Raw genomic sequence first — 24,856 nt, forward strand, 5'->3', positions numbered from 1 at the left:
GAGGTAGGTATGGTCAGTAACACAATCACCCTTGTGCGTAACGCCAGGGCATTGAGTGCAGCCAAGGAGCGGTACTGATGTCTAACTTGGCTAATGCACATTTGCAAAGCGACCACGATGTCGCGCCCTTGTTGTTATCAGCGCATGTCCTGCGCAACGACAACGAAGCCCTTCAAGCCGCGCATGCCCTGGCTGGCGTGGCCCGCGAACACGCGGCCAAGCGCGATCAGCAACGCAAGTTGCCCTGGTCACAGCTTGAGGCGTTCACGCAAAGCGGGCTGGGCAGTATTTCTATCCCCCGTGAATTCGGTGGGCCTCAGGTGTCTTACGTCACCTTGGCCGAAGTCTTCGCCATCATTTCGGCCGCTGATCCGGCGTTGGGGCAAATCCCGCAAAACCAGGTGGGCATTCTTAACCTGATCCAGAGCACGGCCACCCACGCCCAAAAAGAGCAATTGTTCAGCAGCGTGCTGCAAGGCTGGCGCATCGGTAATGCCGGGCCTGAGCGCGGCAGTAAAAACACCCTCGACCTCAAAGCCCGCATCACCACGGATGGCGACGAGTTCGTCATTAACGGCCAGAAGTTTTACTCAACCGGTGCACTTTTCGCCCACTGGATTGCCGTCAAAGCGCTGAACGAAGACGGCAAACAAGTGATTGCCTTTGTACGACGCGGCACGCCGGGCTTGCGCGTAGTGGATGACTGGTCAGGTTTTGGCCAACGCACGACCGCCAGCGGCACCGTGTTGCTCAATGATGTGCGCGTAGACGCCGACCTGGTCGTCGACAACTGGCGCATCAACGAAAGCCCCAACATTCAGGGCGCAGTCTCGCAATTGATCCAGGCAGCCATCGACTTGGGTATCGCCCGCGAGGCCATTGCCGACACCCTCAGTTTTGTACGCGAACGCTCACGTCCCTGGATTGATGCCAAGGTTGAGCGCAACAGCGATGACCCTTATGTGATTGCCGACATCGGCAAGCTAAGCATTGAACTGCACGCCGCCCATGCGCTGCTGCGCAAAGCGGGCCGTGTGCTGGATGAAGTCAGCGCAAAGCCGATAGACGCCCAAGCGGCGGCACGCGCTTCGATTGCGGTGGCCGAGGCCAAGGTGCTGAGCACTGAACTGTCGCTATTGGCCAGTGAAAAGCTCTTCGAACTGGCCGGTAGCCGCGCCAGCCTCGCCGAATTCAACCTTGACCGGCACTGGCGCAACGCCCGCGTGCATACCTTGCACGACCCGGTGCGCTGGAAATACCACGCCATCGGTGCGTATCGCCTTAACGGCACCTTGCCTGCCCGGCATTCCTGGATCTGACGCTGGAGAACACCATGTCACTGACATCCAAACAGGTCCCGGTGCTGCACAGCGACGCCGAGGCCCTGAAGGTCGCCCATGAGCTGGCCGCCGTGTTGAAGCGCGACAGCGCACTGCGCGACCGTGAACGGCGCTTGCCGCACGATGAACTCGAACTGTTTTCCCACACCGGACTGTGGGGCATTTCCGTGCCCAAGGCTTACGGTGGCGCCGGGGTTTCCAACACCACGCTGGCCCAAGTCATTGCGTTGATTTCGGCCGCCGACAGTTCGCTGGGGCAAATCCCGCAAAACCACTTTTATGCCCTCGAAGTGCTGCGGGTAAATGGTCGCCCGCAACAAAAGCAACGCCTGTATGCCCAGGTGCTGGCGGGCGAGCGCTTCGGTAATGCACTGGCTGAACTGGGCACTAAAAATGCTCATGAACGCACCACCCATCTGGCCAAGGCCGAACACGGCTTTCGCATTACCGGTCGCAAGTTCTACGCCACGGGTGCGCTGTATGCGCAACGCATCCCCACGCTGGTGGTGGACGACGACGGCGTGCAGCACTTGGCGTTCGTACCCCGCGACAGCGAGGGCCTGAGCATCATTGATGACTGGAGCGGCTTTGGCCAGCGCACCACAGGCAGCGGTTCAGTGGTGCTGGACAACGTTTTTGTGGCCGCCGAAGACGTAGTGCCTTTCCAGAGTGCATTCGAACGTCCCACCACGGTCGGGCCGCTGGCGCAAATCCTTCATGCCGCCATCGACACCGGTATCGCCCGTGCCGCCTTTGAAGATGCGTTGCACTTTGTGCGCACCAAAACCCGGCCCTGGATCGACGCCACCACCGATATCGCCAGCGAAGACCCCTTGACCCTAAAAAGCTTCGGCCATTTGAGCGTACGCCTGAGCGCCGCCGAAGCCTTGCTGGAACGCGCCGGGGAGTTTCTCGACATTGCCCAGGCCGACCCGAACGCCAGCACCGTCGCGGCAGCCTCCATTGCCGTGGCCGAAGCGCGCGCCATCAGCACTGAAATCTCCCTGGCAGCGGGCAGCACGCTGTTTGAACTGGCGGGCAGTCAGGCCACGCTGGCCGAACATGGCTTGGATCGTCACTGGCGTAACGCCCGGGTGCACACCTTGCATGACCCGGTGCGCTGGAAGTACCACGCGATAGGTAACTACTACCTCAACGATGAAAACCCGCCACTGCGGGGGACCATCTGATGGCCAAAAAGAAAATCCTGCTCAATGCCTTCAACATGAATTGCATTGGCCATATCAACCACGGGTTGTGGACACACCCGCGCGACAACTCCACACAATTCAACACCCTCGAATACTGGACCGAGCTTGCGCAGTTACTGGAGCGCGGGCTGTTTGACGGGCTGTTTATCGCCGACATAGTGGGCGTCTACGACGTGTACCAGAACTCGGTGCAGGTGCCGCTCAAAGAGTCGATCCAACTGCCGGTCAACGACCCGTTGCTGTTGGTTTCAGCCATGGCTGCCGTCACTAAAAACCTCGGTTTTGGCCTGACCGCGAACCTGACTTACGAGCCGCCGTATTTGTTCGCACGTCGCATGTCGACGCTGGACCACCTGAGCCGTGGACGCGTGGGCTGGAACATTGTCACCGGCTACCTCGACAGCGCCGCCAAGGCCATGGGCCTCAAAGAGCAAGTCGAGCACGACCGCCGTTATGACCAGGCCGACGAATACCTGGAGGTGCTCTACAAACTGTGGGAAGGCAGTTGGGAGAACGGCGCCGTGCTTAACGACCCGGCACAACGTATCTACGCCCAGCCCGACAAAGTGCACAAAGTTCAACACGACGGCGAGTTCTATCAGGTGCAGGGCTATCACCTGTGCGAGCCGTCACCGCAGCGCACTCCGGTGCTGTTTCAGGCGGGCAGCTCCGAGCGCGGGCTGGCGTTTGCCGGGCGCCATGCCGAATGCGTGTTTATCAGCGGCCAAACCAAGGCTGCGACCAAAACCCAGGTCGACAAAGTGCGCGCCAGCGCGGTGGCGGCCGGGCGCAACCCTGACGACATCAAATTGTTCATGGGCCTTAACGTGATCGTCGCCCCCACCCCCGCTCAGGCGCAGGCCAAACGCGAGGAATACCTGAGCTACGCCAGCGCCGAAGCGGGCGTGGCGCACTTTGCCAGCTCCACCGGCATCGATTTTGCGGACTACGAATTGGACGAACCGATCCAGTACGTGAAAAGCAACGCCATCCAGTCAGCCACCCAAGTGCTGCAAAACAACGACTGGACGCGCCGTAAATTACTCGACCAACACGCACTGGGCGGGCGCTACATGACGGTGGTGGGTTCGCCAGAGCAGGTCGCCGATGAGCTGGAGTCATGGATTGAAGAAACCGGGCTGGACGGCTTCAACCTGACTCGCATCGTCACCCCTGAAAGCTACGTCGATTTCATCGACCTGGTGATCCCTGAACTGCAACGCCGGGGTGCGTACAAAACGGCCTATGACAGTGGCAGCTTGCGCCAAAAACTGTTTAGCGAAGGTGATGCGCATCTGCCGGCACGGCATACCGGCGCCCACTACCGCCATAACGCTTAACCCCCCAGCCGCTGGCGCAGGCTGCGTCAGCGGCTGCGGCTTTCGAACTCTTTGACCGGATAACGCCCATGAACAAAAAATACGCACTGGTACTTGCCCTGGGACTGCTGGGCAGCCTCGCGCATGCAGCCGATAAACCGCTCAAAGTCGGCACCACCGCCGCCTTCGCCATCCCGCTGGAAACGGCGGTGGCCGAGGCCGGGAAACAAGGGCTAAACGTTGAACTGGTGGAGTTCACCGACTGGATCGCACCCAACACCACGCTGGCGGCCGGTGATATCGACGTCAATTACTTCCAGCACATCCCCTTTCTGGAAAATGCCAATGCGGCCGCGGGCAGCGATCTGGTGCCGTTCAAACCCGGAATCATCAATAACATCGGGCTGTACGCCAAAAAATATAAAAGCCTGGATGAGTTGCCGGTTGGCGCCACGGTGGCCATCGCCAATGACCCGATCAACAGCGGACGTGGCCTGCAATTACTGGCCAAGGCCGGTTTGATCACCCTCAAGCCCGGGGTCGGGTACAAGGCCACCGAAGACGACATCATCGCCAACCCGAAAAAAATCAAGATTCTGCAAGTCGAAGCGGTGCAACTGGTTCGAGCCTACGACGATGCCGATCTGGTGCAGGGTTACCCGGCTTACATCCGCTTGGCCAAAACGTTTGATGCAGGCTCTGCGTTGCTGTTCGACGGGCTCGATCACCCCGAATACGTGATTCAATTTGTGATCAAGCCGGACAACAAAGACGACCCGCGCATCGCCAAATTCGTCGACATTTATCAGCACTCGCCGGTCGTCAAAGCGTCGCTGGATAAAACCTACGGCACCTTGTACCAACCGGGTTGGGGAGGCTGATATGAGCGTAGCCATTGCTCGCGTGCAGCTCAACGAGCCGCCGCCCAACGCGACCCAGACCGAGCTGCACCCTGAACTGAGCCGTGCCCATGTGCGTTTCATCGGCGTAGGCAAAACCTATGACGGTCGCCAAGGCCCCGTGGCGGCGCTCAAAGGCATCGACCTGGCGATTCAACATGGCGAAATATTCGGCATTATTGGCCGCAGCGGCGCGGGCAAATCGTCGCTGATCCGCACCATCAACCGTCTGGAGCAACCCAGCAGCGGGCGGGTGCTGATCGATCAGACTGACATCAGCAGCTTCGATGAAAACGCGTTGGTGGGGCTGCGTCGTCAGACCGGCATGATCTTCCAGCACTTCAACCTGATGTCGGCCAAAACCGTGTGGCAAAACGTTGAGCTGCCACTCAAGGTCGCAGGCGTGCCGAAGCTGCAACGTGAGCAAAAGGTCCGGGAGTTACTGGAGCTGGTCGGTCTGCAAGGCAAGCACGGCGCTTACCCGGCGCAGTTGTCAGGCGGGCAGAAACAACGCGTCGGTATCGCCCGCGCGCTGGTGCACAACCCCGCCATATTGCTGTGCGACGAAGCCACGTCTGCGCTCGATCCAGAGACCACGCAATCGATCCTCAGCTTGCTGCGCGAAATCAATCAGCGCCTGGGCCTGACCATCATCCTGATTACCCACGAAATGGCTGTGATTCGCGACCTCTGCCACCGCGTGGTGGTGCTGGAACAAGGGCACATTGTCGAGCAAGGCCCGGTGTGGCAGGTGTTCGGCGACCCGCAGCACGAAGTGAGTAAAACCCTGCTCGCGCCCTTGCAGGACACCGTGCCCCCCGCACTGCAAAGCCGCATCACAGCGCAGCCGCTGTCGGCGCAATCGAGCGTGATTCTGCGCCTGCGCTTCACCGGTCAGCACGCACAAGCGCCAGACCTGGGCGCGTTGTTCAGCGCCCTGGGCGGGCAGGTGCACCTGCTGCACGGCGGGGTCGAACACATACAAGGCCATGCCCTGGGGCAACTGCTGGTCAGCGTGAGCAACAGCTCACTGGGCGCCGAAGCGTTACGCAAACGTGCACAACCGTGGGCACAACAGGTCGAGGTGGTGGGCTATGGGATTTGATCGTTTGTGGCAAGGCGTCATCGACACCTTTTTGATGGTCGGCGTGTCATCGTTCATCGCACTGGTACTGGGCATTCCACTGGCCGTGATTTTGGTCACCAGCGACAAGGGCGGCATCTATCAGGCGCCAGCGCTGAACAAAGCACTGGGCGCGTTCGTGAACCTGTTTCGCTCCATCCCGTTTCTGATTTTGATGGTGGCACTCATCCCGTTTACCCGACTGATTGTCGGCACCACTTACGGCGTGTGGGCCGCGGTCGTGCCGCTGACCCTGGCCGCCACACCGTTCTTTGCACGCATCGCCGAAGTCAGCTTGCGCGAAGTGGACCACGGCCTGATCGAGGCGGCGCAGGCGATGGGCTGCAAACGCCATCACATCATCTGGCACGTTCTACTGCCCGAAGCGCTGCCGGGCATCGTGGGCGGTTTTACCATCACCCTGGTGACCATGATCAACTCTTCCGCGATGGCAGGTGCCATCGGCGCGGGCGGATTGGGCGACATCGCCTATCGCTACGGCTACCAGCGCTTCGACACGCAAGTCATGCTCACCGTGATTGTATTGCTGGTGGTGCTGGTGGCCGTCATCCAGCTGGGCGGTGATCGTTTGGCGCGGGTGCTGAACAAGCGTTGATAGGGCCAAGGCTGCGGTGCCTTTTTAAGTGCGCGAAGGTCAACACCTTCGCCCTCAATGCCCGTGGCTTCGACCTACATGACTCGGCTCACCTTCGGGGGCGCTCACCGAGCCGCTGACTTCCAAACGTTGCAAAATCGCACAATGCTCACCTTCAGGCCCTGCACCGCACCGTTGGCGCAAGTCCAGCAGTTGCGTCTGTAACGCCAACAAGCCGTCGATACGCGCCTTGACGTGCTGGATGTGCTCATCAATCAATGCGTTCACGCTTTCGCACTGGTCCTGCGGGCTGTCACGCAGGTTGAGCAGGCTGCGGATTTCTTCGAGGGTCATGTCCAAGCTGCGGCAGTTGCGGATGAATGTCAGCCGTTCCACATGCGCCTGCGTGTACAAACGGTAATTGCCCTCACTGCGCGCCGGCTCTGGCAGCAGCCCTTCACGCTCGTAATAACGGATGGTTTCGACCTGACAGTCGGTCAATTTCGCCAGTTCACCGATTTTCATCGCGCATCTCTCCAAAAGGTCGCTTGACCCTATAGTGGCTACAGGGTCTTTACTTGGCAACAAGCACCTTTTTGGACGCACCCTAATGAGCGATTCCATTCACACCCCGCACACACCCGGCGCTGATCACGATCACGATCATGATCACGGCGCACAGCATGAGCATGCCGCGCATGCCCACAGTTGCTGCTCGGCCGGCCAAGCCCCGAGCGTGATCACATTTGACGCAACCCCTACCGCGGGCGCCCGGTTGAGCCGCTTTCGGATCGAAGCGATGGACTGCCCAACCGAGCAAACCCTGATCCAGAACAAACTGGGCAAGCTGGCGGGCGTGCAGCAGCTGGAATTCAACCTGATCAACCGCGTACTCGGCGTGACCCACGATTTGGCGTCTACCGACCCGATAGTCGCGGCTATCAAGTCCCTTGGCATGCAGGCCGAGCCGTTGGAGTCGGGCAGCGAGACCGCGCCTGCGCCCACCGTGCAAAAGCATTGGTGGCCATTGGCTGTGTCCGGTGTGGGCGCGTTGGCGGCCGAAGTGCTGCACTTCACCGATGCCGCGCCGACCTGGGTGATTGCTCTGGTGGCGCTGGTGTCGATTTTCAGTGGCGGCCTTGGCACCTACAAAAAGGGCTGGATCGCCCTGAAAAACCGCAACCTGAACATCAACGCCCTGATGAGCATCGCTGTGACGGGCGCCATCCTCATCGGTCAATGGCCCGAGGCCGCGATGGTGATGTTCCTGTTCACCGTGGCCGAGTTGATCGAAGCCAAATCCCTGGACCGTGCGCGCAACGCCATCGGCGGCCTGATGCAAATGGCCCCGGACAAAGCCACCGTGCAACAGGCGGACGGCAGTTGGCGGGAGCAGGACGTCAAAGACATCGCGCTTGAGGCCATCGTGCGCGTGCGGCCCGGCGAACGCATCGGGCTGGACGGTGAGGTGATCTCGGGCAGTTCAACCATCGATCAGGCGCCGATCACTGGCGAAAGCCTGCCGATTGAAAAAACCGTGGGCGATAAGGTGTTTGCCGGCACCATCAATCAGGCGGGGTCTTTGGAGTATCGCGTCACCGCTGCGGCGAATAACTCGACGCTGGCGCGCATCATCCATGCCGTTGAGCAGGCCCAGGGCGCCCGTGCGCCGACCCAACGGTTCGTCGACAGCTTCGCCAAAATCTACACCCCGGTGGTGTTTGTGCTGGCGTTGGCCGTGGCCGTCATCCCGCCGCTGTTCATGGGCGAGCTGTGGTTTGACTGGATCTACCGCGCCTTGGTGCTGCTGGTCGTGGCGTGCCCGTGTGCGCTGGTGATTTCGACCCCGGTGACGATCGTCAGCGGGCTGGCGGCAGCGGCGCGCAAAGGCATCTTGGTCAAAGGCGGGGTCTACCTCGAAAGCGGCCATAAACTCGATTACCTGGCACTGGATAAAACCGGGACCATTACCCACGGCAAACCGGTGCAAACCGATTACCTGCCGCTCGACCCGCAGCTTGCTGACAGCGCCGCACTGCTGGCGGCCAGCCTGGCTTCGCGCTCCGATCACCCGGTGTCACTGGCGGTGGCCAATGCGGCTGTGGATAAAAAGCGGGTCTTGAGCGCTGTGGATAACTTCACCGCACTGGCCGGTCGCGGCGTGCGCGGTGAAATCGACGGCACGCTCTACCACTTGGGTAACCACCGCATGGTTGAGGAGCTGGGCCTGTGTTCACCTGAACTGGAAGCCAAACTCTTCGCGCTCGAAGAGCAGGGCAAAACCGTGATCCTACTGTGCAACGACGCCCGGCCAATGGCGCTGTTTGCCGTGGCCGACACCGTTAAAGCCTCAAGCCGCGAAGCCATTGCCGAGTTGCATGCGCTGGGGATCAAAACCCTGATGCTGACCGGCGATAACCCGCACACCGCCAAGGCCATCGCGGCCCAAGTGGGTATCGACGAAGCGCAGGGCAACTTGCTGCCTGAGGACAAACTCAAGGCGATAGAAGCGCTCTACGCCCAAGGCCATCATGTCGGCATGGTGGGCGACGGCATTAATGATGCGCCTGCGCTGGCGCGTGCCGAGATCGGGTTTGCAATGGCCGCAGCGGGCACCGATACCGCGATTGAAACCGCCGATGTCGCCCTGATGGACGATGATCTGCGCAAAATTCCGGCATTCATCCGCCTGTCACGTCAGACCTCCAGCATCCTCAAACAGAACATTGCCTTGGCATTGGTCATCAAAGGCATCTTCCTTGCGGTAACCTTCCTCGGTTTGGCCACCATGTGGATGGCCGTGTTTGCCGACATGGGCGTGAGCCTGTTGGTGGTGTTCAACGGGTTACGCCTGTTGCGCAAATAGATCAAGAGAGGCCGTTGTGCTGAGTGCCGAGCTGAAAGCGTTTTACCGGGTGGCCCAATTGGGCAGCATTACTCAGGCTGCGAAAAAGCTCGGGCTTAGCCAGCCGACCGTGACCACGCAGGTGCGCCAGCTTGAAAGCCAATACGCGGTGGAGTTGTTCTACCGCGGCGGGCGGCGGTTAACCCTGACCGACGACGGTGTGCGCTTGATGCCGATGGTCAAGGCGCTGTTGCAGCAAGAAGCCGACATCGAGTTCTTTTTGCGTAACAGCGGCCAGGGTGCGGGCGCATTGCGTATCGCGGCCACCGCGCCGTATTACATCCTCGACCTGGTCAAAGCTTTTCGCGAGCGTTTGCCGAACATCGACGTGTCGGTGGACATTGGCAACTCGCAGCAAGTGCTGGAGGCGCTGGAGGAATACCGCGTCGACATCGCAGCGTCCTCACAATTGCTTGAAGACCCGCGCCTGATTCGCCGGGTGCTGGGCAGTGATCCGCTGGTGCTGGCCGTGCACCGCAATCACCCGCTGGCCACACTCGATCATGTGCCGCTTACGGCGCTGGCCGGGCATTGCCTGTTGATGCGTGAAGAAGGCTCGACCACCCGCCGACTGACGGAACAATTGCTCGCCACGGCCGGTATTGGATTTGGCCCGCTGCTGGAAATCGGCAGCCGCGAGTCGATTCGTGAGGCCGTACTGCGCAACATTGGCATCAGCATCATTGCGCGTCAGGAAGTGCCGCACGATCCGCAGTTACGGGTACTGACGCTGGAGAATGCGCCGGTAATCCACGAGTATCTGTACTGCCTCAAGGAGCGAAAAACGGCACGTTTGCCGGCGGCGTTTCTGGGGCTGGCGCAGGAAATGGCGGGGTGCTGAAAAGCCCCTCAGCCTGACCCTCGCCCAAAGGGAGAGGGTTACGGTGAGCGGCTTTTGATCTAGCGAGCCGTGCGTATACCTTCAGCCAATGCCGCGCACAGACTCAACACCCCGTCCAGGGCCTGTTCAGGCGTCGCTGCATTTTCGATTTTGTCGATCAGGGCCGAACCCACCACCACGCCATCGGCCAAGCGCGCAATGGCTGCGGCCTGTTCCGGGGTGCGAATGCCGAACCCTACGCTGATGGGCAGGTCCGTATGGCGACGCAGACGCTCAATGGCTTCGCGCACTTGATCGGTGGTGGCCGACCCCGCGCCCGTCACCCCCGCGACCGACACGTAATACACAAAACCCGAGCTGCCCGTCAGCACTTTGGGCAGGCGTGCATCGTCGGTGGTCGGGGTGGTCAGGCGAATGAAGTCCAGCCCCGCGGCTTGTGCCGGGTCGCACAGCTCGCTGTTGTGCTCGGGCGGCATGTCGACCACGATCATGCCGTCGACACCTGACGCTTTGGCCTCGGCAATGAATTTGGCCACGCCGTAATGGTGGATCGGGTTGAAATAGCCCATTAGCACCAGCGGTGTGTCGCTGTTGCCTTCACGGAACTCGCGCACCATTTGCAGGGTTTTGGCCAGGTTTTGCTTGCCTCCCAGCGCGCGAATGTTGGCCAGCTGGATTGCCGGGCCATCCGCCATCGGGTCAGTGAACGGCATGCCCAGCTCGATCACATCGGCACCCGCTGCGGGCAGGCCCTTGAGGATGGCCAGGGAGGTGGCGTAATCCGGGTCGCCCGCCGTGACAAAGGTCACCAACGCAGCACGGTTTTGTTCTTTGAGTTCAGCAAAGCGGGTCTGCAGGCGGCTCATCAGTGTTTCTCCTGCTGGGACTGTTCGACGTGATGCATCACGGTTTGCATATCTTTGTCGCCTCGGCCCGACAGGTTGACCACCATCAAGTGATCCGCTGGCAGGGTCGGCGCGCGCTTGAACACTTCGGCCAGTGCGTGGGCGCTTTCGAGCGCCGGGATAATGCCTTCAAGACGGCAGCATTTGTGGAAGGCATCGAGTGCTTCGTTGTCGGTCACCGAGGTGTATTCGACGCGGCCGATGTCGTGCAACCACGCGTGTTCCGGGCCAATGCCGGGGTAATCGAGGCCCGCAGAAATCGAATGCGCGTCGATGATCTGACCGTCGTCGTCCTGCAACAGGAAGGTGCGGTTGCCGTGCAGCACGCCCGGTTCGCCGCCATTGAGGCTGGCCGCGTGCTTGCCGGTCTCGATGCCGTAACCGGCCGCTTCGACGCCAATGATTTCAACGCCGGTGTCATCCAGGAACGGGTGGAACAGGCCCATCGCATTGGAACCGCCACCGATGCACGCCACCAGGCTGTCCGGCAGGCGGCCTTCCTGGGCTTGCATCTGCTCGCGGGTTTCCTTGCCGATCACGGCCTGGAAATCACGCACCATCGCAGGATACGGGTGCGGGCCTGCCACTGTACCGATCAGGTAGAAGGTGTTGTCGACGTTGGTCACCCAATCTCGCAGCGCTTCATTCATCGCGTCCTTGAGCGTGCCGGTGCCGGCCACGACCGGGATCACTTCAGCGCCCAGCAGCTTCATGCGGAACACGTTGGCTTGCTGGCGCTCGATGTCCGTGGTGCCCATGTAGATCACGCATTGCAGGCCGAAACGCGCGGCAACGGTGGCGGTGGCTACACCGTGCATGCCCGCGCCAGTCTCGGCGATGATGCGCTTTTTGCCCATGCGCCGCGCCAGCAGGATCTGCCCGATGCAGTTGTTGATTTTGTGCGCGCCGGTATGGTTCAGCTCTTCGCGCTTGAGGTAGATTTTTGCACCGCCGCAGAACTCGGTCAGGCGCTCGGCAAAGTACAGCGGGCTTGGGCGGCCCACGTAGTCGCGCTGAAAGTACGCCAGCTCTTTGATGAATTGGGGGTCGGTTTTGGCCAGCTCGTATTCGCGATCCAGATCGAGGATCAACGGCATCAGGGTTTCGGCCACGTAACGGCCGCCGAATGAGCCGAACAGGCCATTGGCATCCGGGCCGTTACGCAGGTTGGATTGAGTCATGGGACGCTCCAGCTGAAAAGGTACGAAGGTCGATGGACCTGACTTTACCCGCGACAGCCCCGGATGAAAACCGATAAGATCGCCGCAACCTGTCAGGAAAACTCACATATCCCATGAGCCGCGATCTCCCCCCCTTGAACGCCTTGCGCGCCTTTGAAGCCGCTGCCCGCCTGAGCAGCGTCAGCCAGGCGGCCGAGCAATTGAGCGTCACCCACGGCGCCGTCAGTCGGCAGCTAAAAGTCCTTGAAGAGCATCTGGGCGTGAGCTTGTTCGTCAAAGAAGGCCGCGGCCTGAAGCTCACCGAGGCGGGTGTGCGCTTGCGCGATGCCAGCAGCGAAGCGTTTGATCGTTTGCGCAACGTATGCACTGAACTCACGCAAAGCCATATTGACGCGCCGTTTGTTCTGGGGTGCTCAGGGAGTTTGCTGGCACGCTGGTTTATCCCGCGCCTGGGCCGTTTGAATGCAGACCTGCCGGATCTGCGCCTGCACTTGTCGGCGGGCGAAGGTGATCTTGACCCGCGTAAACCCGGGCTGGATGCGTTGCTGGTGTTTGCCGAGCCACCGTGGCCAGCCGATATGCACGTGTACGCGTTGGGCAGCGAACGTATCGGGCCGGTGCTCAGCCCACGCTTGGGCCGTTATCAACAGTTGTGTCACGCCCCGGCCAGCGCCCTACTGGGCGAGCCTTTATTGCACACCACGTCACGACCACAGGCATGGCCAAGCTGGGCGCAGCAGCATGGGCTCGACGCGAAAGCGTTGAACTATGGGCAGGGGTTTGAGCACTTGTACTACTTGCTAGAAGCGGCGGTGGCGGGATTGGGTGTGGCGATCGCCCCTGAACCGTTGGTGGCCGAAGACCTCAAGGCAGGGCGCCTGGTTGCGCCGTGGGGCTTTAAGCAAACCCCGGCGCAACTGGCGTTATGGCTGCCCAAGCGCGCCGCAGATGGGCGTGCCCGACAACTGGCGCAGTGGCTCAAGGCTGAGCTTGCGCGTGACGCGGATTAATTACCGCGTTTGCACATCAAAAACGCGGCCAACAGGCCCAGTGCACCGATGGCAACACCGGCAGTGGCATACGGATGCTCTTGAGCGTATTCGCGGGTGGCAATGGCCGTTTCGCGGGTTTTGTCCTTCACTTCCTCGAAGGTTTCGCTGAGCAGGTGACGCGAATGTTTCAGCGCGTTTTCGGCATTGCCTTTCAGGGCCTTGAGGGTCTTTTTAGACTCGTCCGAGGCGTCGTCCTTGAGGCTTTCCAGAGACTTAAGCAGGCTCTCGATCTCAGCTTCCATGCTTTGCAATGAGGCTTTACGTAAAGAATTGCTAGCCATTAGGGCTCTCCTGCATTGATGAGTGACTGTGTGTGTTAAGTCCGACTGCGCCGTTTTCAGAAAGTGCAGTAAACCTGAACTTTTCCTTTCACGGCGCTTCCCAAGTATTGAGCAGATTCGCTGCTAGGCTTTGACCTACGACAAAAGGAGAACGTTATGTCTGACCATCACACCTACAAGAAAATCGAACTGGTAGGCTCGTCCCCGAGCAGCATAGAAGACGCCATCAGTAATGCACTGGCCGAGGCCAACAAAAGCATCAAGCACCTGGAATGGTTCGAAGTGCTCGATACGCGCGGGCATATCAAGGACGGCAAAGTGGCGCACTATCAAGTGACCCTCAAGGTGGGATTCCGGATCGCCAGCAGCTGAGTGACGCCATCCTTTTGAACTTAAAGGCTGGCCGTTTGCCATAAACTCCGCTACACCGTCTGGGTGCGACGCTGTGCAAGCGCGGCGCACCCTATTTGTTTTGAACAGGGGATGTGACGGATGAAGAAGATTTTAGTGGCTGTCAGCTTGATGACGCTGGCAAGTACAGCCTTTGCCGCGAAAGACTGTGGTGAGCTGAAAAACGAAATCGCTGCCAAGGTTGACGCCAAAGGCGTTGCACACTATTCGCTGGAGATCGTCGACAAAGGCGCATCGGCCGACGGCAAAGTGGTCGGCACCTGCGGTGGCGACACCAAAGAGATCGTTTACAAGCGCGGTTAACCCAACGCGTACAAAAAAGCCGACGCTGAGCGTCGGCTTTTTTACACCTGTGAATTTACTTCGACAGGGTTTTAACGCCTTCTGGCGTGCCCAGCAGCAGTAAATCGGCAGGTCGCGCGGCGAACAAGCCGTTGGTGACCACACCGACGATGGCGTTGATTTGACGCTCCAGCTCCACCGGGTTGGTGATTTGCATGTTGAACACATCAATGATGATGTTGCCGTTGTCGGTGATCACACCTTCGCGGTACACCGGATCGCCGCCCAGCTTGACCAGCTCGCGGGCCACGTGACTGCGGGCCATCGGGATCACTTCGACTGGCAGCGGGAAGGCGCCCAGCACCGGCACCAGCTTGCTGGCGTCGGCGATGCAGATAAAGGTTTTGGCGACTGCGGCCACGATTTTCTCGCGGGTCAGGGCTGCACCACCGCCCTTGATCAGGTTGAGGTTTTCGTCGCTTTCGTCGGCGCCGTCTACATAGAACTCCAGGTCGCTGACGGTGTTGAGCTCATACACAGGAATGCCGTGACCCTTGAGGCGGGCGGCGGTGGCTTCGGAACTGGCAACGGCGCCGTCAAACGCGCCCTTGTGCTGGGCCAGTGCGTCGATGAAGCAGTTGGCCGTGGAGCCGGTGCCAACCCCCACGATGCTCTTGTCATCCAGCTTGGGAAGGATGAAATCGACCGCCGCTTGGGCGACGGCCTGTTTGAGTTGATCCTGGGTCATTGCGGGCTCCGGGGCGGGAAGGAAAACAGAAGGCCGGCATTATACGGGCAAGTGCCCGGCTGTGTGGTGCAACCCTTTGCCCTCACCCCAACCCTCTCCCTTTGGGAGAGGGGGCTTTTATAAACCTTCCATTTCGTATGGTCGCCCGTGTAAACGCTGGGGTAGACTCCCGGGTCCCTGCCAACTCGCACAGTGACGCTTTCCGATGCTCGAACAGTACGTTAAGAAGATCCTCACCTCGCGCGTTTATGACGTTGCCGTTGAAACGCCCCTGCAAGCTGCTAACCAGTTGACCGAGCGGTTGGGCAATCAGATTTTGCTGAAACGTGAAGATCTGCAACCGGTGTACTCGTTCAAGATTCGTGGCGCTTACAACAAACTCATGCACCTGACAGATGCCGAGCGCGCCTGTGGCGTGGTCACGGCATCGGCCGGTAACCATGCGCAAGGCCTGGCGCTGGCCGCCAAGGTGTTGGGGGTCAAAGCCGTCATCGTCATGCCTAAAACCACACCCGAGATCAAAATCGAAGGCGTGCGCTCGCGTGGCGGCATTGTGGTGCTGCACGGTGATTCTTTCCCTGAAGCGCTGGCGTATTCGCTGCAACTGGTTGAGCAAAAAGGCTACGTCTACGTTCACCCCTACGATGACCCGCACACCATTGCCGGGCAGGGCACCGTGGCAATGGAAATTCTGCGTCAGCACCCGGCACCACTGGACGCGATTTTTGTGCCCGTCGGGGGTGGCGGACTGATCGCAGGTATTGCGGCGTATGTGAAATACCTGCGCCCCGACATCAAAATCATTGGTGTCGAGCCAGATGACTCCAACTGCCTGCAAGCCGCGATGGCCGCAGGAGAGCGTGTCGTGCTGCCAACCGTGGGGATTTTTGCGGACGGCGTGGCCGTTGGGCAGATCGGCCAGCACACGTTCGACATCTGCAAAGACTACGTCGACGAAGTGATCACCGTCAGCACTGACGAGATCTGCGCAGCGATCAAGGACATCTTCGACGATACCCGCTCAATCACCGAACCTGCTGGGGCGTTGGGCGTGGCGGGGATCAAAAAATACGTCGAACAGCGCGGTGTTAGCGGCCAGACTCTGGTAGCCATCGATTCGGGCGCCAACGTCAACTTCGACCGTTTGCGCCATGTAGCCGAGCGGGCTGAGTTGGGTGAAGGTCGCGAAGCCATCATCGCCGTGACCATTCCTGAAGAAGCGGGCAGCTTCAAAGCGTTCTGCCAGGCGATCGGCAAGCGCCAGATCACCGAATTTAACTACCGCTACCACACCGGCAGCGAAGCGCACATTTTTGTCGGCGTGCAAACGCACCCGGTCAACGATCCGCGCAGTGCCTTGCTGGCGAGCCTTAAAGAGCAAGGCTTCCCGGTGGTCGACCTGACCGACAACGAGCTGGCCAAGTTGCACATTCGGCACATGGTGGGCGGGCACGCGGCCAAGGTCAGCGATGAGTTGTTGTTCCGTTTCGAATTCCCGGAGCGTCCGGGGGCGCTGTTCAACTTCCTCAACAAACTGGGCGGGCGCTGGAACATCTCGATGTTTCATTACCGCAACCACGGCGCTGCCGACGGCCGGGTGATGGCCGGGCTGCAAGTGCCTGCCGATGAGCGTCATTTGGTGCCTGCGGCGTTGGCCGATATCGGTTACCCCTACTGGGATGAAAGTGATAATCCGGCCTATCAGCTGTTTCTTGGCTAAGAGCCGCTACGCTGATTGAACTGCTCAAGGAATCAATGACATGGAAACCTTCACCGCGTTGAAGTTGCTGCATGGCGTGTCGACACTGCTGTTGTTTGTCAGCGCCATCGCTTTGTTGGTGGTGGTGATTCGCCGCTGGCGTGCCGGGGACAAAGACCTGTCGGGTGGCGCCGTGCGTCGCCCGTGGGGGTTTGTCTGGGCGCTGATGGGACTTTGCCTGCTGGCCTTGCCGGTGAGTGGCTGGTGGTTGGTGCACCTGGCGGGCTGGCCGCTGAGTCAACTGTGGTTGTTGGCGGGCAGTTGCCTGTATGGGCTGGGCGCGTTGAGCTGGTTATGGCTGGTGGTACGGCTTAACCGCTTGCGCTTGGGCCGGGTGGCCAAACATCCACGCTTTACGCTGGGGCTGGCGATTTTTTGTGCCGTTTGCTTTATCGCCATTGCGGGGTTGATGGGCGCCAAGCCGGTTTAAGGCTTGCCCTCACCCCAGCCCTCTCCCGCAGGAGAGGGCGTTTGATCTGTGGCGTTACGCACATCTGCTTTTGCTTTTAGTCCCCTCTCCCGAAGGGAGAGGGCTAGGGTGAGGGGCTTTTGCTTTTAGGCGCGTAACGAGATGACCGGCCAGCCGCGCTTGAGGGCTTCAGCCCGCAGGTTCTCATCGGGGTCAACCGCCACTGGATGCGTGACTTGCTCCAGCAACGGCAGGTCATTCATCGAGTCACTGTAGAAGTAGCTGTCTTGCAGGCTATAGCCGTTTTCTTGCATCCAGCGATTCAACCGTGTGACTTTGCCTTCGCGAAAGCACGGCACGTCGGTGCTGCGCCCGGTATAGCGGCCGTCGACGATTTCGCATTCGGTGGCGATCAAATGTTCCACGCCCAGTTTTTGTGCAATCGGGGCCGTGACCACGCGGTTGGTGGCGGTGATGATCACCAGCGTGTCGCCAGCTTCGCGGTGTTGGGCCAGCAGGGCCAAGGCCTTCGGCAGCATCAATGGCTCAATGCAGTCGCGCATGAATTCGCGGTGCCATTGATCCAGTTGCGCCATGTCATGGCGGCCAAAAATTTCCATGCTGAAATTCAGGTAGGCGGCATTGTCGAGCTTGCCCGCCAGGTAATCCTGATAGAACGCGTCGTTACGCGCCTTGTACGCGTCGCCGTCCAGAATGCCGCGCTGGCACAGGTAGTCGCCCCACGCGTGGTCACTGTCGCCGCCTAAAAGGGTGTTGTCCAAGTCAAATAAAGCCAGACGCATTGCAATTACCCGCTGAGCTGTCGTTGAAGGCCCATCACAATACGGTCTTTTAATAAGAGTGCACATAAGGCAGGAAGGCGCGTTGCTGCTTTCACAACCTTTGTGGAACAATGCGGCGACATGCGTTTGCGAGGTTGTTGCCGTGATCGACCCCGATGGTTTCCGTCCTAATGTCGGGATTATTCTGACAAATGATGCTGGTCAGGTACTTTGGGCTCGCCGAATCAATCAAGACGCGTGGCAGTTTCCCCAGGGCGGTATCAACCCTGATGAGACGCCGGAAGACGCCTTGTACCGTGAGCTGAACGAAGAAGTTGGCCTTGAACGCGAAGATGTAGAAATTCTTGCCTGTACGCGAGGCTGGTTGCGTTATCGTTTGCCGCAACGTTTGGTCCGTACCCACAGCCAGCCGCTGTGCATCGGCCAAAAACAGAAGTGGTTTTTGCTGCGCCTGATCTCTAACGAGCAGCGGGTGCGGATGGATTTGACCGGTAAACCGGAGTTCGATGGCTGGCGTTGGGTCAGTTATTGGTACCCGTTGGGCCAGGTGGTGACATTCAAGCGCGAGGTCTACCGTCGCGCTCTCAAAGAGCTTGCCCCGCGCCTTTTAACGCGCGCCTGACACGGAGTTCGACCCCGAGCCATGCTCAATACGCTGCGCAAGATCGTCCAGGAAGTTAACTCCGCCAAGGATCTCAAGGCGGCGTTGGGGATTATTGTGTTGCGCGTCAAAGAGGCCATGGGCAGTCAGGTCTGCTCGGTCTATTTGCTTGATCCAGAGACCAACCGTTTCGTGCTGATGGCCACCGAGGGCTTGAACAAGCGCTCGATCGGCAAGGTCAGCATGGCGCCCAACGAAGGCCTGGTCGGCCTGGTGGGCACCCGTGAAGAACCTCTGAACCTCGAAAACGCCGCCGATCACCCGCGCTATCGCTACTTCGCCGAAACAGGGGAAGAACGTTATGCCTCCTTCCTCGGCGCGCCGATCATCCACCACCGCCGTGTGGTGGGTGTACTGGTAATCCAGCAAAAGGAACGCCGCCAGTTCGATGAAGGCGAAGAAGCCTTTCTGGTGACGATGAGCGCGCAACTGGCGGGCGTTATTGCCCACGCCGAAGCCACCGGGTCGATTCGTGGCCTTGGGCGCCAGGGCAAGGGCATTCAGGAAGCCAAGTTTGTCGGGGTTCCGGGGTCGCCCGGGGCTGCGGTCGGCACAGCGGTGGTCATGTTGCCTCCAGCTGACCTCGATGTGGTGCCCGACAAAACCATTACCGACATTCCTGCTGAAATCGCCCTGTTCAAGACCGCCCTTGAAGGCGTGCGCAATGACATGCGCGCCGTGTCGAAAAAACTCGCCACGCAACTGCGCCCGGAAGAACAGGCGCTGTTTGACGTGTACCTGATGATGCTCGATGACGCATCGCTGGGCAGCGAAGTCAAAAATGTGATCAAGACCGGACAATGGGCACAGGGCGCTCTGCGCCAGGTGGTGACGGATCACGTCAACCGTTTTGAATTGATGGACGACGACTACCTGCGCGAGCGGGCGTCGGATGTGCGTGATCTGGGGCGGCGCCTGCTGGCCTATTTGCAGCATGATCGCAAGCAAACCATGGTCTACCCCGACCACACGATTCTGGTCAGCGAAGAACTGACCGCGACCATGCTCGGCGAAGTGCCTGAGGGCAAGTTGGCCGGTCTGGTCTCGGTATTGGGCTCGGGTAACTCCCACGTAGCGATTCTGGCCCGGGCGATGGGCATCCCGACGGTCATGGGCCTGGTCGACCTGCCGTACTCGAAGGTTGACGGCATTCAGATGATCGTCGACGGCTATCACGGCGAGGTGTACACCAACCCCAGTGATCTGCTGCGCAAGCAATACGCCGAAGTCGTTGAAGAAGAGCGCCAGCTGTCTCAGGGCCTCGACGCCCTGCGCGAGCTGCCGTGCATCACCCCCGACGGGCATCGCATGCCGCTGTGGGTCAACACCGGCTTGCTCGCGGATGTGGCACGCGCGCAACAGCGCGGTGCAGAAGGCGTGGGTCTGTACCGCACCGAAGTGCCGTTCATGATCAACCAGCGCTTTCCGAGCGAAAAGGAGCAGCTGGCGATTTATCGCGAGCAACTCGCCGCCTTCCATCCGCAACCGGTGACCATGCGCAGCCTGGACATTGGCGGCGACAAGTCACTGTCGTATTTCCCGATCAAAGAAGACAACCCGTTCCTGGGCTGGCGCGGGATTCGCGTCACCCTCGACCACCCCGAAATCTTTCTGGTTCAGGCCCGGGCCATGCTCAAGGCCAGCGAAGGCCTGAACAACCTGCGTATTTTGTTGCCGATGATCTCCGGCACCCACGAACTCGAAGAAGCCCTGCACCTGCTGCACCGTGCCTGGGGCGAAGTGCGCGATGAAGGCACGGACGTACCGATGCCGCCGATTGGCGTGATGATCGAGATTCCGGCAGCGGTGTATCAAACCAAAGAGCTGGCGCGTCAGGTCGACTTCTTGTCTGTAGGTTCCAACGACTTGACCCAGTATTTGCTGGCGGTGGACCGCAACAACCCGCGCGTTGCCGATTTGTACGACTACTTGCACCCCGCCGTACTGCAAGCATTGCAGTCAGTGGTCCGCGACGCCCATGCCGAAGGCAAACCTGCGAGTATCTGCGGCGAAATGGCGGGCGATCCGGCGGCGGCGATCCTGTTGATGGCCATGGGTTTTGACAGCCTGTCGATGAACGCCACCAACCTGCCTAAAGTGAAATGGATGCTGCGTCAGGTCAGCCTGAGCCGCGCCAAGGAACTGCTGGCAGAAGTGATGACCATCGACAACCCGCAGGTCATCCGCAGCACCGTGCAATTGGCGCTGAAAAACATGGGGCTGACCCGCATGATGAACCCGGCGGCGATCAAACCGTATTAAAAGCCCCTCACCCTCACCCTCACCCTCACCCTCGGGGAGAGGGTGAGGGCTGATCCAGGCAAACCTCGCCCAAACGCCCACCACCAGGCCCAAAGCTGCGCTCCACCATGACCCTTGAACCGTCAGCTTTGACGATCAATGCCGTGCTGGCGCGCGTTCCATACGTGGCACTGGCAATAAACACACTCGACAACAAATGCTCTGTGGCCAACCCCACGCCGGTATCAGGCAGCTCACTGACCTGCGCAGTGTCCCGATTCTCAAGCAATTTGAGTAAGGCGTAGGGCTGCGGGTCACTCAACACCTGATGCAGCTCGGCTTTGGCTTTAATCAACTTCGGCCAGGGACTATCAAGGCCTGCGTTAGATAAGCCGTAGACCCCGGCGCTCAAAGGTACTGGCGCCGTTTCATGGGAGTTGAAATGCCACAGTTCATCACGCGTGCCTAACAACAAATTAAAGCCTGCATAATCCAGCGAACGTTGCCCAACGTCTTTAAAGTAGTCGCCCAATGTTTGGCTTCCGCTCAAAAAAAACTCCACCAATTCGCCCCGCGAACGGCGCGAAGCAGGCTTATGCGGCTCCCGAATATTGGTCAGCGCCGCAAAACGGCCATCAGCGCCAATCCCCAGCCACGTGCCACCCGCCTCAAGATCGCGCCCGGCATACACCTGCGGCGCTTCGGCCCACTGGGCCAGCGGTTGGGTGGGGCGTGCATAAAACTCATCACGGTTGGCCGCTACCACCAGCGGCTGTGCATGGCCGGGGCGCCAGGCAAACACAATCAAGCACATGGGCAGTCCTTAATGTTTTTTTAACCCCACTACTTATAGATTGCCCCGGCGCCTCGCGCCATGTGTGGAGCCTAAGCCGTTGCTCCGTTACCATGCGGATCAAATTGGGGGGGGGCGTCATGGAATTTCTGCTCTATCTGGTGCTGGGAGGCTTCGCAGGGGTTTTGGCCGGGCTGTTTGGGGTCGGTGGCGGGATTATCATCGTCCCGGTGCTGGTGTTCAGTTTCACCTTGCAGGGGTTCAACCCTCAGGTGCTGACTCACCTGGCCGTGGGCACGTCCCTGGCGACGATCATCTTTACCTCGATCAACTCGATCCGTGAACACAACCGCAAAGGCGCGGTGCGCTGGCCGCTGTTTGTGTGGATGGCGCTGGGTATTTTGATCGGCGCGGGCATTGGTGCACTCACAGCCGAAGCAATCGCCGGGCCCCATTTGCAAAAGATCATTGGCGTGTTTGCCTTGGTCATTGCCGCGCAAATGGCCCTGGAGCTTAAACCCAAGGCCAGCCGAACGGTCCCGGGCAAAGTCGGTCTGACCCTGGCCGGTACGGTGATTGGCTGGACCTCGGCGATTTTCGGGGTGGGCGGTGGCTCCTTGACCGTGCCGTTCCTGAGCTGGCGCAGTGTGCCGATGCAGCAAGCGGTCGCCACTTCGGCGGCGTGCGGGTTGCCGATTGCGTTGGTGGGTGCATTAAGTTTCATGATCATTGGCTGGCACAACCCCGACCTGCCCGCGCATAGTCTGGGGTTTGTGTACTTGCCGGCGTTGCTGGGGGTTGCCCTGACCAGCATGTTTTTCGCCCGTTTCGGTGCGCGTTTGGCCCATAAGCTTTCGCCGCGTCTGCTGAAACGGCTGTTTGCCGCACTGTTGTTCTGTGTCGGTGTGAGTTTCCTGATCTAACAAGGAGTCGCAATGCTGCCTTACCCGCAGATTGACCCGGTGGCATTGGCCATCGGCCCGCTGAAAATCCATTGGTACGGCTTGATGTACCTGATCGGCATTGGCGCCGCCTGGCTGATCCTGTCGCGCCGCCTCAACCGCTTCGACCCGACCTGGACCAAAGAGAAACTCTCTGACCTGGTGTTTTGGGTGGCGATGGGCGTGATTGTCGGCGGTCGCTTGGGCTACGTGCTGTTCTACGACCTGAGCGCTTACATCGCCAACCCGCTGCTGATTTTTGAAGTATGGAAAGGCGGCATGGCGTTCCACGGCGGGCTGATTGGCGTGATGCTGGCCACCTGGTGGTTTGGCAAGCGCAACAACAAATCGTTCTTCCAGATCATGGACTTCATTGCCCCGGTGGTGCCGATTGGCCTGGGTGCCGGGCGCATCGGTAACTTCATCAATGCCGAGTTGTGGGGCAAGGCCAGCGACGTGCCGTGGGCGATGATTTTCCCCACCGACCCGCAGCAACTGGCGCGTCATCCGTCGCAGCTTTACCAGTTTGCCCTCGAAGGTGTGGCACTCTTCCTGATTCTTTGGCTGTACTCGCGCAAACCGCGCCCGACCATGGCCGTTTCCGGCATGTTCGCCCTGTTCTACGGCATCTTCCGGTTCATCGTTGAGTTCGTCCGCGTGCCGGATGCTCAGCTAGGCTATCTGGCGTTCGGCTGGGTGACGATGGGGCAAATCCTCTGCATCCCGATGATTGTCGGGGGTTTGCTGTTGATCTGGTGGGCTTACCACCGCGACTCGGCGACCCAGAAAACAGCGCAATAAATTCGAATCGCAGGGCTGCCCGGCCCTGCATTCAAACGGTAGGAAAACCATGAAGCAATATCTCGACCTCGTTGCCAACGTCATTAAAAACGGCACCCTGCAAGCCAACCGTACCGGCGTGAAGACCATCAGTCTGCCCGGCGCCATGTTGCGCTACGACCTCAAAGAAGGCTTTCCGGCCATCACCACCCGGCGCATGGCGTTCAAATCAGCGATTGGCGAAATGTGCGGGTTCTTGCGTCCGGTCAACAGTGCCGCCGACTTCCGCGCGCTGGGCTGCAAAGTGTGGGACCAGAACGCCAACGAAAACGCCCAATGGCTGGCCAACCCGTTCCGCCAGGGTGAAGACGACCTCGGTGAAATCTACGGCGTGCAATGGCGCAAATGGCCCGCCTACAAACAAGTGGCGCGCAGCAATCAGGACGCCATCGCGTTGTGCCTGAGCCAGGGCTACCGCCAGATCGCAGAAGGCGAGGAAGACGGCCAGGCTTACGTGGTGCTGTACAAGGCCATCGACCAAGTGCGCCAGTGCGTGGACACCATCATCAACGACCCGGGCAGCCGCCGCATTTTGTTCCACGGCTGGAACTGCGCCCAACTCGACGAAATGGCCCTGCCGCCGTGCCACCTGCTGTATCAGTTCCACCCCAATGTCGAGACCAAGGAAATTTCCCTGACCCTCTACATTCGCTCCAACGATCTGGGCCTGGGCACGCCGTTCAACCTGACCGAAGGCGCGGCGCTGCTAAGCCTGATCGGCCGTCTGACCGGTTACACGCCGCGCTGGTTCACCTACTTCATCGGCGACGCCCATGTGTATGAGAACCACCTGGACATGCTCAACGAGCAACTGACCCGCGAGCCGTTCCCGATGCCCAAACTGGTGATCTCGGACCGTGTGCCTGAGTTTGCCAAGACCGGCGTTTATCAGCCCGAATGGCTGGGCTTGATCGAGCCGAGTGACTTCAGCCTCGAAGGGTATGAACACCATGCGCCCATGACGGCGCCAATGGCGGTCTGACTCCCCCCCTGCTACAGCTTTCGCCCCTCCCACACGTAAAAAACCCCGAAAGGCTTACGCCGTTCGGGGTTGTGGATAACCCACGCTTACAACTTGGCGATCGACACCTCGGTGGACTTCACAAACGCGATGACTTCGCTGCCCACCACCAGCTCCAGCTCTTTGACTGAACGGGTGGTGATGACGGAGGTGACGATACCCGAAGCCGTTTGTACGTCGATTTCAGACAGCACGTCGCCCAGCACGATTTCCTTGATGTGGCCTTTGAACTGGTTACGCACGTTGATGGCTTTAATGGTCATGGTGTCGATTCCTGTCTTGGGAGAGAAAACTG

26 protein-coding genes are annotated in these 24,856 nt (G+C 59.8%); 18 read left to right on the forward strand and 8 right to left on the reverse strand.

Annotation, left to right across the window (positions count from 1 at the left end):
- The first annotated feature begins 77 nt into the window (after positions 1-77).
- The 6 genes from GYN01_RS09020 (at position 78) to GYN01_RS09045 (ending at position 6,508) form a co-directional block, all read left to right on the forward strand.
- Positions 78-1,319: an SfnB family sulfur acquisition oxidoreductase gene (locus GYN01_RS09020; RefSeq protein WP_048402281.1), complete on the forward strand. Its 1,242-nt coding sequence runs from the start codon at positions 78-80 to the stop codon at positions 1,317-1,319.
- A gap of 14 nt (positions 1,320-1,333) precedes the next feature.
- Positions 1,334-2,530, forward strand: a complete 1,197-nt coding sequence (locus GYN01_RS09025; protein WP_048402282.1) for an SfnB family sulfur acquisition oxidoreductase — start codon at positions 1,334-1,336, stop codon at positions 2,528-2,530.
- Positions 2,530-3,891, forward strand: a complete 1,362-nt coding sequence (locus tag GYN01_RS09030) for an LLM class flavin-dependent oxidoreductase (RefSeq protein ID WP_048402283.1) — start codon at positions 2,530-2,532, stop codon at positions 3,889-3,891. Before GYN01_RS09025 ends, GYN01_RS09030 begins: the two co-directional genes overlap by 1 nt.
- Before the next feature lie 68 nt (positions 3,892-3,959).
- Positions 3,960-4,751: a MetQ/NlpA family ABC transporter substrate-binding protein gene (locus tag GYN01_RS09035; RefSeq protein ID WP_048363977.1), complete on the forward strand. Its 792-nt coding sequence runs from the start codon at positions 3,960-3,962 to the stop codon at positions 4,749-4,751.
- Position 4,752: 1 nt separating this feature from the next.
- Positions 4,753-5,874 carry a methionine ABC transporter ATP-binding protein gene (locus tag GYN01_RS09040; protein ID WP_203306914.1) on the forward strand — a complete coding sequence of 374 codons (1,122 nt, stop codon included), beginning with the start codon at positions 4,753-4,755 and terminating at the stop codon, positions 5,872-5,874.
- Positions 5,864-6,508: a methionine ABC transporter permease gene (locus GYN01_RS09045; RefSeq protein WP_048363975.1), complete on the forward strand. Its 645-nt coding sequence runs from the start codon at positions 5,864-5,866 to the stop codon at positions 6,506-6,508. Before GYN01_RS09040 ends, GYN01_RS09045 begins: the two co-directional genes overlap by 11 nt.
- A gap of 54 nt (positions 6,509-6,562) precedes the next feature.
- Here GYN01_RS09045 and cadR read toward each other — a convergent pair whose 3' ends face one another.
- Positions 6,563-7,012 carry a Cd(II)/Pb(II)-responsive transcriptional regulator gene (gene cadR, locus GYN01_RS09050; RefSeq protein ID WP_048363974.1) on the reverse strand — a complete coding sequence of 150 codons (450 nt, stop codon included), beginning with the start codon at positions 7,010-7,012 and terminating at the stop codon, positions 6,563-6,565.
- Between the two features lie 85 nt (positions 7,013-7,097).
- Here cadR and GYN01_RS09055 point away from each other — a divergent pair, with 85 nt between their 5' ends.
- Positions 7,098-9,353, forward strand: coding sequence for a heavy metal translocating P-type ATPase (locus GYN01_RS09055; protein ID WP_203306915.1), 2,256 nt, complete (start codon positions 7,098-7,100; stop codon positions 9,351-9,353).
- 16 nt (positions 9,354-9,369) lie between these two features.
- The gene (locus GYN01_RS09060; RefSeq protein ID WP_048363972.1) at positions 9,370-10,233 is read left to right on the forward strand and encodes a LysR family transcriptional regulator; all 864 of its coding nucleotides are present in this window, start codon (positions 9,370-9,372) and stop codon (positions 10,231-10,233) included.
- A 59-nt stretch (positions 10,234-10,292) separates the two neighbouring features.
- Here the strand turns inward: GYN01_RS09060 and trpA are convergent, their stop codons facing one another.
- Positions 10,293-11,099 carry a tryptophan synthase subunit alpha gene (gene trpA / locus GYN01_RS09065; protein WP_203306916.1) on the reverse strand — a complete coding sequence of 269 codons (807 nt, stop codon included), beginning with the start codon at positions 11,097-11,099 and terminating at the stop codon, positions 10,293-10,295.
- Positions 11,099-12,319, reverse strand: a complete 1,221-nt coding sequence (trpB, locus tag GYN01_RS09070) for a tryptophan synthase subunit beta (RefSeq protein ID WP_048363970.1) — start codon at positions 12,317-12,319, stop codon at positions 11,099-11,101. Before trpB ends, trpA begins: the two co-directional genes overlap by 1 nt.
- Before the next feature lie 113 nt (positions 12,320-12,432).
- Here trpB and GYN01_RS09075 point away from each other — a divergent pair, with 113 nt between their 5' ends.
- On the forward strand, positions 12,433-13,329 hold the full coding sequence (locus GYN01_RS09075; RefSeq protein ID WP_203306917.1) for a LysR family transcriptional regulator: 897 nt from the start codon (positions 12,433-12,435) through the stop codon (positions 13,327-13,329).
- On the opposite strand, the gene GYN01_RS09080 is transcribed toward GYN01_RS09075, so the two are convergent.
- Positions 13,326-13,652 carry an ElaB/YgaM/YqjD family protein gene (locus GYN01_RS09080; RefSeq protein WP_048363968.1) on the reverse strand — a complete coding sequence of 109 codons (327 nt, stop codon included), beginning with the start codon at positions 13,650-13,652 and terminating at the stop codon, positions 13,326-13,328. The genes GYN01_RS09075 and GYN01_RS09080 overlap by 4 nt on opposite strands.
- Before the next feature lie 156 nt (positions 13,653-13,808).
- On the opposite strand from GYN01_RS09080, the gene GYN01_RS09085 reads away from it, so the two are divergent.
- Positions 13,809-14,024, forward strand: a complete 216-nt coding sequence (locus GYN01_RS09085) for a dodecin (protein ID WP_048363967.1) — start codon at positions 13,809-13,811, stop codon at positions 14,022-14,024.
- 120 nt (positions 14,025-14,144) lie between these two features.
- The gene (locus GYN01_RS09090) at positions 14,145-14,366 is read left to right on the forward strand and encodes a DUF1161 domain-containing protein (RefSeq protein WP_203306918.1); all 222 of its coding nucleotides are present in this window, start codon (positions 14,145-14,147) and stop codon (positions 14,364-14,366) included.
- Positions 14,367-14,421: 55 nt separating this feature from the next.
- Here the strand turns inward: GYN01_RS09090 and rpiA are convergent, their stop codons facing one another.
- Positions 14,422-15,093, reverse strand: coding sequence for a ribose-5-phosphate isomerase RpiA (rpiA, locus tag GYN01_RS09095; RefSeq protein WP_048363965.1), 672 nt, complete (start codon positions 15,091-15,093; stop codon positions 14,422-14,424).
- A 205-nt stretch (positions 15,094-15,298) separates the two neighbouring features.
- Between rpiA and ilvA the strand changes: the two genes are divergently transcribed.
- Both ilvA and GYN01_RS09105 read left to right on the forward strand, forming a co-directional pair.
- The gene (gene ilvA, locus GYN01_RS09100) at positions 15,299-16,813 is read left to right on the forward strand and encodes a threonine ammonia-lyase, biosynthetic (RefSeq protein ID WP_203306919.1); all 1,515 of its coding nucleotides are present in this window, start codon (positions 15,299-15,301) and stop codon (positions 16,811-16,813) included.
- 40 nt (positions 16,814-16,853) lie between these two features.
- On the forward strand, positions 16,854-17,282 hold the full coding sequence (locus tag GYN01_RS09105; protein ID WP_048363963.1) for a DUF2269 family protein: 429 nt from the start codon (positions 16,854-16,856) through the stop codon (positions 17,280-17,282).
- A 125-nt stretch (positions 17,283-17,407) separates the two neighbouring features.
- Here the strand turns inward: GYN01_RS09105 and GYN01_RS09110 are convergent, their stop codons facing one another.
- Complete coding sequence (locus tag GYN01_RS09110) at positions 17,408-18,064, reverse strand: histidinol-phosphatase (RefSeq protein WP_048402290.1); 657 nt, start codon at positions 18,062-18,064, stop codon at positions 17,408-17,410.
- Between the two features lie 142 nt (positions 18,065-18,206).
- On the opposite strand from GYN01_RS09110, the gene GYN01_RS09115 reads away from it, so the two are divergent.
- Both GYN01_RS09115 and ptsP read left to right on the forward strand, forming a co-directional pair.
- Positions 18,207-18,686, forward strand: a complete 480-nt coding sequence (locus GYN01_RS09115; RefSeq protein WP_047278492.1) for an RNA pyrophosphohydrolase — start codon at positions 18,207-18,209, stop codon at positions 18,684-18,686.
- 21 nt (positions 18,687-18,707) lie between these two features.
- Entirely contained in the window at positions 18,708-20,987 is a 2,280-nt protein-coding gene (gene ptsP, locus GYN01_RS09120; protein ID WP_048363961.1) for a phosphoenolpyruvate--protein phosphotransferase, read from the forward strand.
- A 25-nt stretch (positions 20,988-21,012) separates the two neighbouring features.
- Here ptsP and GYN01_RS09125 read toward each other — a convergent pair whose 3' ends face one another.
- The gene (locus tag GYN01_RS09125) at positions 21,013-21,780 is read right to left on the reverse strand and encodes an NRDE family protein (protein ID WP_048402291.1); all 768 of its coding nucleotides are present in this window, start codon (positions 21,778-21,780) and stop codon (positions 21,013-21,015) included.
- 119 nt (positions 21,781-21,899) lie between these two features.
- Between GYN01_RS09125 and GYN01_RS09130 the strand changes: the two genes are divergently transcribed.
- From GYN01_RS09130 to GYN01_RS09140, 3 genes are read left to right on the forward strand one after another with little or no spacing between them, the layout of a single operon-like run.
- Complete coding sequence (locus GYN01_RS09130) at positions 21,900-22,682, forward strand: sulfite exporter TauE/SafE family protein (protein WP_203306920.1); 783 nt, start codon at positions 21,900-21,902, stop codon at positions 22,680-22,682.
- Positions 22,683-22,694: 12 nt separating this feature from the next.
- Positions 22,695-23,501: a prolipoprotein diacylglyceryl transferase gene (gene lgt, locus GYN01_RS09135; RefSeq protein ID WP_048363959.1), complete on the forward strand. Its 807-nt coding sequence runs from the start codon at positions 22,695-22,697 to the stop codon at positions 23,499-23,501.
- A 49-nt stretch (positions 23,502-23,550) separates the two neighbouring features.
- Positions 23,551-24,522 (forward strand): thymidylate synthase, encoded by a 972-nt coding sequence (locus GYN01_RS09140; protein WP_203306921.1) that lies wholly within the window; start codon positions 23,551-23,553, stop codon positions 24,520-24,522.
- An 86-nt stretch (positions 24,523-24,608) separates the two neighbouring features.
- On the opposite strand, the gene GYN01_RS09145 is transcribed toward GYN01_RS09140, so the two are convergent.
- Positions 24,609-24,824: a TOBE domain-containing protein gene (locus GYN01_RS09145; RefSeq protein WP_003444581.1), complete on the reverse strand. Its 216-nt coding sequence runs from the start codon at positions 24,822-24,824 to the stop codon at positions 24,609-24,611.
- Between the last annotated feature and the right edge of the window lie 32 nt (positions 24,825-24,856).

This window comes from Pseudomonas weihenstephanensis, from assembly GCF_016812185.1.
GTDB lineage: Bacteria > Pseudomonadota > Gammaproteobacteria > Pseudomonadales > Pseudomonadaceae > Aquipseudomonas > Aquipseudomonas weihenstephanensis.